Origin of the sequence: Streptomyces ovatisporus, from assembly GCF_042653885.1 — a bacterium.
In the GTDB taxonomy this organism is placed as follows: Bacteria; Actinomycetota; Actinomycetes; order Streptomycetales; family Streptomycetaceae; genus Streptomyces; species Streptomyces ovatisporus.
The window spans coordinates 88,742-102,263 of the sequence record NZ_JBHSFH010000018.1 but is presented as its reverse complement, the minus strand read 5'-3'; the positions used below and the strand labels follow the sequence as shown (position 1 = coordinate 102,263).

The window sequence follows — 13,522 nt, the reverse complement described above, 5'->3', positions numbered from 1 at the left end:
AGGCTGCATGCGTCAGCTGCGAGCGATCCCGTTGTTCCTGCTCATGGCAGTCCTGCTCGGTGCGCTGCCGGCGGCTTCGCCGCGGCTCACCAGGGCCGCCGTTCAACCGCGGGACACGGCGCGGGACACGGCGCGGGCGCCTGCGGGAACGCTCACGTCGGCAGATGCCCGGGAGGCCCGGGACGTCCGTGAGGCCAGAGCCGCCCGGACAGGAGCGCGGACTCGTGCAGTGGTGGGCGGTCGTCCGGTCGACGCCGCGGCACACCCGTGGGCGGTGGCGATCTCCAGCAGGGAACGCTTCGGCGCGGAGCGTTCGGGCCAGTTCTGCGGGGGTGCACTGGTGGACGTACGGACGGTCGTCACGGCGGCGCACTGCCTCAGCAGGGAGGTGCTCGGCGTGCCCCGGGAGGAGGTGAAGGATCTGCACGTCATATCCGGGCGGGGGGACCTGGAGACCCGGTCGGGACGCGAGGTGCCGGTGCGCACGGCGTGGGTCGATCCGGGCTACGACTCAGTGACCAACGAACAGGACATCGCGGTGCTCGGACTCTCCGAGCCGCTGTCGCAGAGCCACACCGTCCCCATGGCGGCGGCGCGGGACGGCGCGTACGCGCCTGGGACCGCCGCGGAGGTCTTCGGCTGGGGAGACACCAGCGGGACCGGAGCGTACGCCTCAGGCCTCCGCGCAGCCGATGTGGAGATGGTGGAGGACTCGGACTGTGCACGGGCGTACCCGCGCAGCGCCTCGGGCACCTTCGGCGGGGCCTTCGAGAAGCAGTCGATGGTGTGCGCGGGGACGCCTGCGGGCGGCCGGGACGCGTGCCAGGGAGACAGCGGAGGGCCGCTCGTGGTGAAGGGGCGCCTGGTGGGGCTGGTCTCGTGGGGGGCAGGCTGCGGGGAGGAGGGGCGGCCGGGCGTCTACACCCGGGTCTCGGCGATGGCGGACGCGATACGGGCGCACAGCGGGTGAGACCGTCCGAGCACGGATGTGGCCGACGGACAGCGGCGGGAAGCCCGGCCTGCGGGCCGGAAACCGAAGAAAATCCGCAGGTTTGGAGTGATGGAGAAATGGGTTCGCGAACTGGTTCGCTGAGAGCGAAATTCTCCGGCCTCATAGTCATGGAAACCGGTACCGGGAGCCGGGACAGGTAAAGGCGGCCACCCGGGGTCACCGGATGGCCGCCCACCGTTTCCGGCTCTGAGCCGGACCGAGCTCGTCGGTTCGGGACGTTGCGTCAAGTCAGGACGCTCGGGATTACTCGCCGGCCTCCGCATTCGCGGGAGACGCGGTGAGCTTCTCCGTCTCGTCCTGTATCTCCGCGGCGATCTTCTTGAGCTCAGGCTCGAACTTGCGGCCGTGGTGGGCGCAGAACAGCAGCTCTCCGCCGCTGAGCAGCACGACGCGCAGGTAGGCCTGAGCGTTGCAGCGGTCGCAGCGATCGGCGGCCGTCAACGGAGTCGCGGGGGTCAGAACAGTAGTCACGTCGCCTCTTCTCTAGCTCGACGAGCTGTCGTACCAGGGTCAACATCCAACCAGGTCGAAAACGTTCCCGCTCTCGACGATTCCCCTCAGATTTCTCCTCGGGGCGGCTGCATGTTGCCGGGTGGCGGCGAATGAGCCGTATTACGTGGGTTGCTTCGTCGTCATGTCGCTTGGTTGCTGTTGTCCAGTTGTTGTCTGTGCAGTGTTCCCGTTGTTGAAGGGGACGTGCCCGGAGCCTAAATGGTTCATGCGCCAAAGGGAACGTGATGTGTGCGTCACCCGCTCGTGTTATCGAACATCCTATCGAGCATGGGCTAGCATGAACCCCCTTCCTGGGTGGCGCGGCGCGCCCTCTCCTGCACTCTCGGTACCCTCTGACGCGGCAGCCAGCCACCCACAGCAGAATTCAGCGAGGAGCGAACCGCGTGACCGCCGAACCTTCCCTGGCCACCGGCACGGGGAACACCAAGCCGTCCGCCGCACTGCTCACCGGCGCAGACCGGGACGGCGGCTCCAACTACACCGCGCGGCACCTGCTGGTTCTCGAGGGTCTCGAGGCGGTGCGCAAGCGCCCCGGCATGTACATCGGCTCCACGGACAGCCGCGGCCTGATGCACTGCCTCTGGGAAATCATCGACAACTCCGTCGACGAGGCTCTCGGTGGTCACTGCGACCACATCGAGGTGATCCTGCACGACGACGGATCGGTCGAGATCCGCGACAACGGGCGGGGCATCCCCGTCGACGTCGAACCCAAGACGGGGCTCTCCGGCGTCGAGGTCGTGATGACGAAGCTGCACGCCGGCGGCAAGTTCGGCGGCGGCTCGTACGCGGCCTCCGGCGGTCTGCACGGCGTCGGCGCATCCGTCGTCAACGCGCTCTCGTCCCGCCTCGACATCGAGGTGGACCGCGGGAGCCGCACGCACTCCATCAGCTTCCGGCGGGGCGTCCCGGGGATCTTCACCGAGTCGGGCCCCGACGCGCCGTTCGACCCCGCCAGCGGCCTGCGCAAGGGCAAGAAGCTGCCCAAGAACCGGACCGGCACGCGCGTGCGCTACTGGGCGGACCGCCAGATCTTCCTCAAGGACGCCAAGCTCTCCCTGGAGACGCTGTACGCCCGGGCCCGCCAGACCGCTTTCCTCGTCCCCGGGCTGACGCTCGTCGTACGGGACGAGCGCGGGCTGGAGCAGTCGGCGGGGCCCGAGGGGGAGGGCGCGTCCGGCTCCGGCGTCTCGGAGGAGGTCTTCCGCTACGACGGGGGCATCAGCGAGTTCTGCGAGTACCTGGCCCAGGACAGGCCCGTCTGCGACGTGCTGAGGCTGCAGGGCAAGGGCCAGTTCAAGGAGACCGTGCCCGTCCTGGACGACCGCGGGCACATGATCCCCACGGAGGTGCAGCGGGAGCTCGGCGTGGACATCGCGCTCCGCTGGGGGACCGGGTACGACACCACGCTGAAGTCCTTCGTCAACATCATCGCCACGCCCAAGGGCGGCACCCACGTCTCCGGATTCGAACGTTCGGTCACCAGGACCGTCAACGAGGCGCTGCGCTCCACGAAGATCCTCCGCGTCGCCGAGGACGACGTCGCCAAGGACGACGCGCTGGAGGGCCTGACGGCGGTCGTGACCGTACGGCTGGCGGAGCCGCAGTTCGAGGGGCAGACCAAGGAGGTCCTGGGCACCTCGGCCGCCTCCCGGATCGTCGCGCAGGTCGTCGCCACAGAGCTGAAGGGCTTCCTGACGTCGACGAAGCGGGACGCCAAGCAGCAGGCCCGGTCGGTACTGGAGAAGATCGCCGCGGCGGCGCGTACGCGCATCGCCGCCCGGCAGCACAAGGAGGCGCAGCGGCGGAAGACTGCCCTGGAATCGTCCGCGCTGCCCGCCAAGCTGGCCGATTGCCGTAGTGACGACGTCGAGCGCAGCGAACTGTTCATCGTGGAGGGCGACTCGGCGCTCGGCACCGCGAAGCTGGCCCGGAATTCCGAGTTCCAGGCGCTGCTGCCGATCCGCGGCAAGATCCTCAACGTCCAGAAGTCCTCCGTCTCGGACATGCTCAAGAACGCCGAGTGCGGCTCGATCATCCAGGTGATAGGAGCGGGGTCCGGGCGGACCTTCGACATCGACCAGGCCCGCTACGGCAAGGTCATCTTCCTCGCCGACGCGGACGTCGACGGCGCGCACATCCGCTGCCTGCTGCTCACGCTCTTCCAGCGCTACATGCGCCCCATGGTCGAGGAGGGCCGCGTCTTCTCCGCCGTGCCCCCGCTGCACCGGATCGAGCTCACCAACCCCAAGAAGGGGCAGAGCAAGTACATCTACACCTACTCCGACAACGAACTGCGGCAGACGCTCATGGAGCTGCAGCGCACGAAGGTGCGCTACAAGGACTCGATCCAGCGGTACAAGGGTCTGGGTGAGATGGACGCCGACCAGCTCGCGGAGACGACCATGGACCCGAGGCACCGCACGCTGCGGCGGATCAACATCAGCGACCTGGAGTCCGCGGAGGCGGCCTTCGATCTGCTGATGGGCAGCGAGGTGGCGCCACGCAGGGAGTTCATCAGCTCCTCCGCGGCCACCCTGGACCGCTCGCGGATCGATGTCTGACGGACTGTGCGGGCTACGCCCCGGCCTGTGTCTGGTACGTCACCTGAAGGGGTGAACAGTCCAGGATGCCCCATCCGTGATCTTCTGCGCATGCCCATCCTTGGGCATGCGCACCGAAGACCCCTGGTACGACGCCCTGGCCTCCGGCTGGGGCGATCACGACGGCCGCTCCGCAGCACCGTGCCCTGCCCATGAGCAGACCGGGCGCGGTGAGCCCCGTGACGCGCACGCGACGGTCTACCTCACCGTCCAGCGCAGTCCTGCGTTCCAGCAAGTGCGGCGGCGGTACCGGCGGTTCGTCGTGCCCGCCAGCGCGGCGTTCCTCATCTGGTACTTCGCCTATGTGGTCACGGCGACTCTCGCTCCACAGCTGATGGCGCGGCCCGTGGTCGGGGTCTTCAACGTCGCGATGGCCGCAGGTCTCGCGCAGTTCGCCACCACGTTCCTGCTGACCTGGGCGTACGTCCGGCACGCGCGGCTGCGCAGGGACCGGCTCGCGCTCGAACTGCGGTGGGAGACGCAGGACATGGCCCGGGCGGGTGGAGCGGCCGGGAGCGGGGCCGGGCGGGGCCCGCAGCGCGCGGAGCCGGAGGGCGGGCGCGCAGGCGCGTTCCCGCGGGGCCGTACCGATGGCCGCGCCGGGGGCCGCGCCGAAGCCCGCACCGGGCGCCGGGCAGAGGCGCTGGCCGACTTCCCCGCCCCGCGCGCCGCCCGGGAGGGCACGCTGTGACAGGCGATCACCGGACACTGACCCTGCTGCTCTTCAGCGCAGTCATCGCCGTCACTCTCGCCATCACGAGCCGGGCGAGCCGGCGACGGCAGGGGTCGCCGGTGGAGTTCTACGCGGGCGGCCGTCTCTTCAGCCCGATGGAGAACGGATTCGCCCTCGCCGGCGACTACATGTCGGCCGCCTCGTTCCTGGGCATCTCCGGTGTCATCGCGCTCTTCGGATACGACGGCATGCTCTACGCCGTCGGCTTCCTCGTGGCGTGGCTGGTGGTGCTGCTGCTCGTCGCCGAACTCGTGCGCAACTGCGGCCGGTTCACGCTGGCCGACGTAGTGGCCGCACGCATGCGCGAGCGGCCTGTCCGGATCGCCTCGGGCATCTCCTCCGTCACCGTCTCGGTGCTCTACCTCGTCGCGCAGATGGTGGGTGCGGGCAGTCTCGTCGCGCTGCTGCTCGGAAGCGAGAGCAGTCAGGCCCGGTCGTGGACGGTGATCGGGGTGGGGGCGTTGATGATCGTCTACGTCTCCTGCGGCGGCATGCGCGCCACGACTTGGATTCAGATCGTGAAGGCAGTGCTGCTCCTCGGAGGAGCCCTCGCGCTGACCGTGCTGGTCCTGCTCCGGTTCGGCGGCGACATCGGCGCGCTGCTCAGCAGTGCGGCCGAACGCAGCGGCCACGGGCGGGAGTTCCTGGCCCCCGGCCTGCGCTACGGCGGTGAGTGGACGCACAGGCTGGACTTCATCAGCCTGGGCCTCGCACTCGTTCTGGGCACGGCCGGACTGCCGCACATCCTCTCGCGCTTCTACACGGTGCCCACCGCGCGTGCCGCACGGCGGTCGGTGGTCTGGTCGATCGGGCTCATCGGCGTCTTCTACCTGATGACCGTCGTCCTCGGCTTCGGTGCCGCGGCGCTGCTGGGCAGCGATGCCGTACGTGCGTCCGACCCGGCGGGGAACACCGCGGTACCGCTGCTGTCGCTGGAGCTCGGCGGGGGTGCCGACTCGACGGGCGGGCACGTGCTGTTCGCCGTCGTGGCCGCGGTCGCCTTCGCCACGATCCTGGCCGTGGTCGCAGGCATCACGCTCGCCTCCTCCGCGTCCGTCGCCCACGACCTGTACGCCTCGTTCAGCAGGCGTGCCCGGGCGGACGGACGCGGCGGCCGCAAGCGGCTCAGCGAGGTGGGAGTGGCCCGCGTCGCCGCAGCGGTGGTGGGCGCCGCCGCCGTCGGACTCGGGTTGCTGGCACAGCAGTTGAACGTGGCCTTCCTCGTCGGACTCGCGTTCGCGGTGGCGGCTGCGGCAAACCTTCCCGTGCTGCTCTACGCGCTCTTCTGGCGCAGGTTCACCACGCGGGGCGCAGTCTGGTCGGTCTACGGGGGGCTGGTTCCGGCCATCGCGCTGGTCGTCCTCTCCCCGGTCGTCTCCGGGGCGCCGGGCGCACTGTTCCCGCGGATCGACTTCGCGGTCTTCCCGCTGGAGAACCCGGGGCTGGTGGCGATCCCGCTCGGCTTCCTCGCCGGCTGGCTCGGCACCGTCACCTCGCGCGAAGCGGCTGACGAGGCCAAGCACGCGGAGACAGAGGTGCGTTCGCTCACGGGGGCGGGTGCCGTGTGAGCGCCGTCAGGTCGTGAAGAAGATGGTCCAGACCTATTGACATGTACGCGGTGACGCCGGACATTGTCTTCAACAAATAACGGCATGCCAGTTCCGTGTGATCCGTCCACAGGAAGGCAACCGCTCGATGAAACCCAGGACTTCCTTCACGGCCGGGCTGCTGGCCGCCGTCGCCTTGGCCACAGCACCCGTACTGGTGACACCTGCGAGTGCAGCCGAACCCCCGCAGCCGGACGCCGCGGTGGCGTCCTTCAGCGACGACTTCGACGGGCCGGCGGGCAGTCCCGTCGACGGGTCGAAGTGGCAGCTGGAGACGGGCGACAACGTCAACAACCACGAGCGCCAGTGGTACACCAGCGGCACGGACAACGCCGCCCTCGACGGCCAGGGCAACCTGGTGATCACGGCGAAGAAGGAGAACCCCGGCAACTACCAGTGCTGGTACGGGCCTTGCGAATACACGTCTGCCCGGCTGAACACCGCGAGCACGTTCAAGACGACATACGGGCACGTCGAGACACGTCTGAAGGTCCCCCAGGGCCAGGGCATGTGGCCGGCCTTCTGGATGCTGGGCGAGGACATCGGCAGCGCGGGGTGGCCTGACTGCGGCGAGATCGACGTCATGGAGAACGTCGGCTTCGAGCCCGGAACGGTGCACGGGACCCTGCACGGGCCCGGCTACTCGGGGGCGGGCGGGATCGGCGCCGGATACTCCCTCCCGGCCGGACAGAAGTTCTCCGACGACTTCCACACCTTCGCCGTCGACTGGTCGCCGGAGAAGATCACTTGGTCGGTGGACGGCAACGTGTACCAGACCCGTACTCCCGCCGATCTCAACGGCAACCGGTGGGTCTTCGACCATCCCTTCTACCTGATCCTCAACCTCGCGGTCGGCGGCGACTGGCCTGGCGATCCCGACGGCGGCACCAGCTTCCCGCAGCAGCTGGTCGTCGACTACGTCCGCGTCACGGGGGGCAATTGACCGTGCGTGAGGGGGCGAGGGCGGTCTGCACGGCGTCCTCGCCCCTACGCCGTCCCAGTTTCCGCATGTCGTGAAGCCGCCGCCGCTGCCGGGGCTGCCGCCGTGGCTGCGTCGGGGTGCAGTGCCTGCGGCAGCACGACAGTGAACTCCGCACCGCCCAGGGCGGCTTCACCGACGTGCGCTGTACCGCCGTGCCGCTCCGCAAGCCGTCGCACGAGCGCGAGCCCCAGCCCCCGCCGGCGGTGGGCCGGAGGTTCCTTGGTCGACCAGCCCTCGGCGAAGACCAGGTCACGCTGTCCGTCGGGGACGCCCGGTCCGCTGTCGGCGACACGCAGGACGATGCCGGTACCGCGGCCGCTCTCCCCGTCCCGACTGCCCCCGCCGTCCTCCCCGTCCTGAGGGTGCAGCTCCACCGACACCCGGGCAGCAGCCGAACCGGCCGCCGCATCCACCGCGTTGTCGACGAGGTTGCCGAGCACCGTCGCGAGCTCCCGCGGGTCGATCAGCCGGTCCGGCAGTCGCGTGGCCGGTGTGGTGTGCAGGGTGACGCCGCGCTCGGCGGCGACCGTCGCCTTTCCCACGAGAAGCGCGGCCAGCAGCGGGTCCCCCACGCGTTCGGCGATCTGCTCGGCCGTCGCACGGTGCACCCCGACCGCGGCACTGAGGTATTCGACCGCTTCGTCGTGCTGTCCGAGCTCCAGCAGCCCCAGGAGGATGTGCATCCGGTTGGCGTGCTCGTGGTCCTGCGCCCGCAGCGCGTCGATCAGGCCCCGCGAACCGTCGAGTTCACGCCCGAGGAGTTCCAGTTCCGTCCGGTCGCGCAGTGTGGCCACCGCCCCGCCGTCTCCGGTGGGCATGCGGTTGGCCACCAGCACGCGGCCGCCCCGGACGGTGAGCAGGTCGGAGCCGGTGACCTCGCCGCACAGCACATCCGCCGTACGGCCCGGACCCAGTGCCTCCGCCAGCGGCCGTCCGGTGTCGTCGGGACGCAGCTCGAGCAGCCGCTGCGCCTCGTCGTTGATGAGTCTGATGCGGCCGTCGGCGTCGAGGGCGACGACGCCTTCCCGGATGCCGTGCAGCATGGCTTCCCGTTCGTCCAGCAGCGCGGAGATGTCGGAGAAAGCCAGGTCATGGGTCTGCCGCTGCAGCCGCCGTGAGACGAGCACGGCGGCGAGCGCTCCGACAGCCAGTGCGCCGCCGGCGTACGCCAGCAGCTCCGGCACCGCACCGAGCAGCCTGTCCTGCACGCCGTCGTAGGCGATGCCGACGGAGACCGCACCGACGAGGTGGCCCTCCTCGTCGCGCAGAGGCACCTTGCCGCGTGCCGAACGGCCGAGGGTGCCCTCGTCGATGTGCCGCACCTCGTGACCGGCCAGTACGGCGCCGGGGTCGGTGGAGACGTGTTCGCCGACGCGGTGGCGCTCCGGGTGGGACCAGCGGATGCCCTCGGTGTCCATGACGACGACGTAGCCCGCGCCCGTGGACTTCCGTATCCGTTCCGCCTGGTGCTGCACCGGTCCGTCCGCGGACGGACCGGTGGCCGAGCCGAGCTGACGGGCGAGGGCGGGCCTTGCCGCGGTCGTCTGGGCGATGGCCAGAGCGCGGTCCATCGCCCGGTCGTCCAGTTCGTCGCTGAGCGGGGCGAGGAAGAAGGCCGTGACCAGGGCGGTGACCCCGGTGGCGATGGCCAGCTGCATCAGCAGGACCTGCGAGAAGACGCGCTGCGGCCAGCGGACCCGCCTCAGGGGGGCGCGCAGACGGCGCCGTACATCAGGTGGGGATGTGCCGGAGGCGGTGGCGTCGGGTGCGGTCACGGGAACCTCGTTGCGGTGCACGGCGGGGCGGGCGGGGATTCCGGCAGGGGCGAGGAGCGGAGCGTCCGCCGGGGCCTGGTGGCCGGGCGGGTCGGGAGGGGCCGGGCGGGTCGGGAGGGGCCGGCCCGCGACTGCGGTCATGCGTGTGTCCGAGACGGTAACCGCCGGAGGCGCCCGGGCGCTGTGACGTGTGCGATCCCGGACATCGGTTTCCTTCGTCGCCCGTCCCGCCCCGTCCGTCCCGCCCTTGTCCCTGGTCACGCGGTGAGAACACACGCGACCGTCCACTACGATCAACAGCCGTTCAGACAGCAGCACGCTGGAGGCAGCGCCCGTGACCACCCGACGCGTCCCGGTCATCGTTCTGGCAGGGTTCCTCGGTTCCGGTAAGACGACTCTGCTCAACCACTTGCTGCGGCACAGCCGCGGCACCCGCATCGGAGCGGTCGTCAACGACTTCGGCAGCATCGGGATCGACGCCATGACGGTGGCCGGCCAGGTCGACTCGATGGTCGCTCTCGGGGACGGCTGCCTGTGCTGTGCGGTGGACACGAGCGACCTGGACGAGGTCCTCGGCAAGCTGGCCCGCCCGTCCGCGGACATGGACGTCATCGTCGTCGAGGCCAGCGGGCTCGCAGAGCCCGAGACGATGATCCGCATGATCCTCGCCGCGCAGAGCGAGCACATCGTCTACGGCGGGCTGACGGAGGTCGTCGACGCGGCCGAGTTCGACAGCACCCGCGCACGCCATCCGGAGCTGGAGCGGCACCTGAGAGCCGCCGACCTCGTGGTTCTCAACAAGTCGGACCGGGTCTCCCCGGCCGGCCGGCGAGCGCTGGGGGAGGAGCTGGCGAGGCTCAGCCCGGGCACGCCGGTCGTCTCCGCGTCGTATGGGCGGATCGACCCGTCGCTGCTCTTCGACCCGGCGCGCCGGGAACGTCCGCCCGTCGAACAGCTCTCGTTCGACGAGCTGCTGCGGGACGAGCGCGGCGAAGACAGCGCCGGGCGGAGTGGTGCCGAGCGGAGTGGTGCCGAGCCGAGCGACCGGGACGACCACTCGGGGCATCTGCACGCCGCGTACGAGAGCGTCTCGTTCACCTCGGACCGGGCGCTGCATCCGCGACGGTTCATGGCCTTTCTCGACAGCCGGCCCGCCGGTCTCTACCGCATCAAGGGCCACGTCGATCTCGGGCCCGCAGACCCCGGCAACCGCTACGGCGTGCACGCGGTCGGCGGTTTCCTGCGGTTCACGCCGGAGCGGTGGCCACGCGGCGAGGAGCGGCTCACCCAGCTGGTGCTGATCAGCGCGGGCGCCGACACGGCCGCTCTGCGCAAGGAGCTGGAGGGCTGTGTCGCGGACGGGCCCGACGACGGGGACCCGAACGCTCTGTGGGGCGTCCTGCGGTACGTCGAGGAACCCGGCGAGGGCCACTCGGGGGAGGACCTCCTGGGCGGCGACCCGGGCGACCCGGGCGACTTGGGCGACGGCTTCCTCGTCGAGGACCGGACTGCGGACCCCTCGGACACGGGTCCCCACCAAGAACCCCCGGCCGGGAACGAGGCCGGTTCCGACAAGGAACCGGTGACCGGGCCCGGGCTCTGACAACTCCCGGGCCCCTCCCGCCCACCGGCGGACGACACCGTTCGCCGGCCGGGACCTACACAGGTCCCGCGACGACCGCCACCGGCTTCTTCAACGGCACTCCCGACCCGTCACGGCGCGGATCGATCTCGGGAAGCTCCGCCGGTGTGCCGTTCTTGGACGCGGCCTTCGCCGGTGCGGGGCCCGCCCAGGCCAGGGCCAGGCAGTCCTCGCCCTTCAGGAACCGCTGGCAGCGGACCCCTCCCGTCGCGCGCCCCTTCCTCGGGAACTGGTCGAACGGGGTGAGCTTCGCCGTACTGATCGAGTCGTCCAGCGTGCCGTGCGAGCCGGAGAGCGTGAAGACCACGGCGTCCACCGAAGGGTCGACGGCGGTGAAGGAGACGACCTTCGCCTCACCCGTCAGTTTGATGCCTGCCATGCCGCCCGCGCCGCGCCCCTGCGGCCGTACCTGTCCGGCCGGATAGCGCAGCAACTGGGCCTCGTCGGTGATGAAGACCAGGTCCTCCTCGCCCGTACGCAACTCCGCGCCGCCCACGATGCGATCGCCGTCGCGCAGCGAGATGACCTCCAACTCCTCCTTGTGGGCGGGGTAGTCGGGCACCACCCGCTTGACGACGCCCTGTTCGGTGCCCAGCGCCAGGCCGGGGGACGACTCGTCGAGGGTGGTCAGGCAGATCAGAGCCTCGTCGTCCTCCAGGGACAGGAACTCCGACACCTGTGCGCCGCCTGCCAGATGGGGCGCGGAGGCCGACTCCGGCAGCTGGGGCAGGTCGACGACCGTGAGCCGCAGCAACCGCCCGGACGAGGTGACGGCACCCACCTCGCCCCGCGTCGTCGCCGGGACGGCGGAGACGATGACGTCGTGCTTGGCGCGCTTCGCGTCCTGGTCGAAGACTGGTTCGCCGTTGGCCGTACGGGCGAGCAGTCCCGTCGAGGAGAGCAGCACCCGGCACGGGTCGTCTGCGACCTCCAGCGGGACCGAGGCCACCGGTGCGCCTGCCGATTCGAGCAGTTCCGTACGCCGCGGGGTGCCGTACTTCTTCGCGACGGCGGAGAGTTCGCCGGAGACCAGCTTGCGCAGCTCGGCGTCCGACTCCAGGATCCGGGTCAGCTCCTCGATCTCGGAACGCAGGCGGTCGCGTTCGCTCTCCAGCTCGATGCGGTCGAACTTGGTGAGGCGGCGCAGCGGGGTGTCGAGGATGTACTGCGTCTGCACGTCGCTGAGCCGGAACCGGGCGATGAGTGATTCCTTGGCCTGCGCCGAGTTCTCACTCGACCTGATGATCCTGATGACCTCGTCGATGTCGATGAGCGCCACGAGCAGCCCCTCGACCAGGTGCAGCCGGTCCTTCCGCTTGGTGCGGCGGAACTCGCTGCGTCGCCGCACCACCGTGAAGCGGTGGTCGACGTAGACCTCCAGGAGTTCCTTGAGGCCGAGCGTGAGCGGCTGGCCGTCCACCAGCGCGACGTTGTTGATGCCGAAGGACTCCTCCATCGGCGTCAGTTTGTACAGCTGCTCCAGAACCGCCTCCGGATTGAAGCCGTTCTTGATCTCGATGACCAGGCGCAGTCCGTGGGCGCGGTCGGTGAGGTCCTTGACGTCCGCGATGCCCTGCAGACGCTTGGAGTTGACCAGATCCTTGATCTTGGAGATGACCTTCTCGGGGCCGACGGTGAAGGGCAGCTCCGTCACGACCAGGCCCTTGCGGCGGGGCGTGACCTGCTCGACCGCCGCCGTGGCGCGCATCTTGAAGCTGCCGCGGCCGCCCGCGTAGGCGTCCTTGATCCCGTCCGTGCCGACGATCCGGCCGCCGGTCGGCAGGTCCGGGCCCGGTACGAAACGCATCAGGGTCTCGAGGTCGGCCCCCGGATGCTTGATCAGATGCCGTGCGGCGGCGATGACTTCACCGAGGTTGTGCGGCGGCATGTTGGTGGCCATGCCGACGGCGATGCCCGAGGAGCCGTTGACCAGCAGGTTGGGATACGCAGCCGGAAGCGCGCCCGGTTCCTGTTCGCTGCCGTCGTAGTTCGGCGCGAAGTCGACGGTCTCCTCGTCGATCGACTCGACCATCAGGCCCGCCGCCGGGGCGGACCGGCACTCGGTGTACCGCATCGCCGCAGGCGGGTCGTCGTTGCCCAGCGAGCCGAAGTTGCCGTGCCCGTCGACCAGCGGCAGCCGCATGGAGAACGACTGCGCCATGCGTACGAGCGCGTCGTAGATGGCGCTGTCGCCGTGCGGGTGGAGCTTTCCCATCACCTCGCCGACGACCCGGGCGCACTTGACGTAGCTCCGCTCGGGCCGCAGGCCCATCTCGTGCATCTGGTAGAGGATCCGCCGCTGCACGGGCTTCATCCCGTCGCGGGCGTCGGGGAGCGCGCGCGAGTAGATGACCGAGTAGGCGTACTCCAGGAAGGAGCCCTGCATCTCGTCGACGACGTCGATGTCGAGGATGCGCTCTTCGAAATCTTCCGGCGGAGTCTTCGTACTGCGGCGGGCCATCGCGGCTGGCTCTCCTTAGGGTGCGTACGGTACGGGCGGCTGCTGTCCAGCCGGGTACGGATGCGGATCCGACGCGGACCATTGTGGACCGCGACGCTGACAACCGGCCCCCCGACCCGTCAGGCGGGGACCTCTGCGCCGCTCCGTGGGAGCACGGCCCGCAACGGGCCGGGTTCCTGGGCGTACCGTACGGG

8 protein-coding genes and 1 pseudogene are annotated in these 13,522 nt (G+C 70.1%); 6 read left to right on the top strand and 3 right to left on the bottom strand.

The window, feature by feature from the left end; genetic code table 11:
• Positions 1-7 precede the first annotated feature (7 nt).
• Positions 8-970, top strand: a complete 963-nt coding sequence (locus tag ACFPA8_RS27160) for a serine protease (RefSeq protein WP_386452782.1) — start codon at positions 8-10, stop codon at positions 968-970.
• A 285-nt stretch (positions 971-1,255) separates the two neighbouring features.
• Here the strand turns inward: ACFPA8_RS27160 and ACFPA8_RS27155 are convergent, their stop codons facing one another.
• Positions 1,256-1,483, bottom strand: coding sequence for a DUF7455 domain-containing protein (locus tag ACFPA8_RS27155; RefSeq protein ID WP_386452780.1), 228 nt, complete (start codon positions 1,481-1,483; stop codon positions 1,256-1,258).
• A gap of 425 nt (positions 1,484-1,908) precedes the next feature.
• Here ACFPA8_RS27155 and ACFPA8_RS27150 point away from each other — a divergent pair, with 425 nt between their 5' ends.
• The 4 genes and pseudogenes from ACFPA8_RS27150 to ACFPA8_RS27135 all read left to right on the top strand — a co-directional run bounded on the left by ACFPA8_RS27150 (position 1,909) and on the right by ACFPA8_RS27135 (position 7,411).
• Entirely contained in the window at positions 1,909-4,089 is a 2,181-nt protein-coding gene (locus ACFPA8_RS27150; RefSeq protein ID WP_386452778.1) for a DNA gyrase/topoisomerase IV subunit B, read from the top strand.
• 106 nt (positions 4,090-4,195) lie between these two features.
• A pseudogene (locus tag ACFPA8_RS27145) lies at positions 4,196-4,639 on the top strand (DUF485 domain-containing protein); the annotation flags it as partial.
• A 176-nt stretch (positions 4,640-4,815) separates the two neighbouring features.
• A complete protein-coding gene (locus ACFPA8_RS27140; RefSeq protein ID WP_386452776.1) occupies positions 4,816-6,429 on the top strand; it encodes a solute symporter family protein in 1,614 nt (537 codons plus the stop codon).
• Positions 6,430-6,556: 127 nt separating this feature from the next.
• The gene (locus ACFPA8_RS27135) at positions 6,557-7,411 is read left to right on the top strand and encodes a glycoside hydrolase family 16 protein (RefSeq protein ID WP_386452774.1); all 855 of its coding nucleotides are present in this window, start codon (positions 6,557-6,559) and stop codon (positions 7,409-7,411) included.
• 44 nt (positions 7,412-7,455) lie between these two features.
• On the opposite strand, the gene ACFPA8_RS27130 is transcribed toward ACFPA8_RS27135, so the two are convergent.
• Positions 7,456-9,108, bottom strand: coding sequence for an ATP-binding protein (locus ACFPA8_RS27130; protein WP_386452889.1), 1,653 nt, complete (start codon positions 9,106-9,108; stop codon positions 7,456-7,458).
• A 451-nt stretch (positions 9,109-9,559) separates the two neighbouring features.
• Between ACFPA8_RS27130 and ACFPA8_RS27125 the strand changes: the two genes are divergently transcribed.
• On the top strand, positions 9,560-10,828 hold the full coding sequence (locus ACFPA8_RS27125; protein WP_386452773.1) for a CobW family GTP-binding protein: 1,269 nt from the start codon (positions 9,560-9,562) through the stop codon (positions 10,826-10,828).
• Between the two features lie 55 nt (positions 10,829-10,883).
• Here ACFPA8_RS27125 and ACFPA8_RS27120 read toward each other — a convergent pair whose 3' ends face one another.
• On the bottom strand, positions 10,884-13,328 hold the full coding sequence (locus ACFPA8_RS27120) for a DNA gyrase/topoisomerase IV subunit A (protein ID WP_386452771.1): 2,445 nt from the start codon (positions 13,326-13,328) through the stop codon (positions 10,884-10,886).
• Positions 13,329-13,522: the final 194 nt, after the last annotated feature.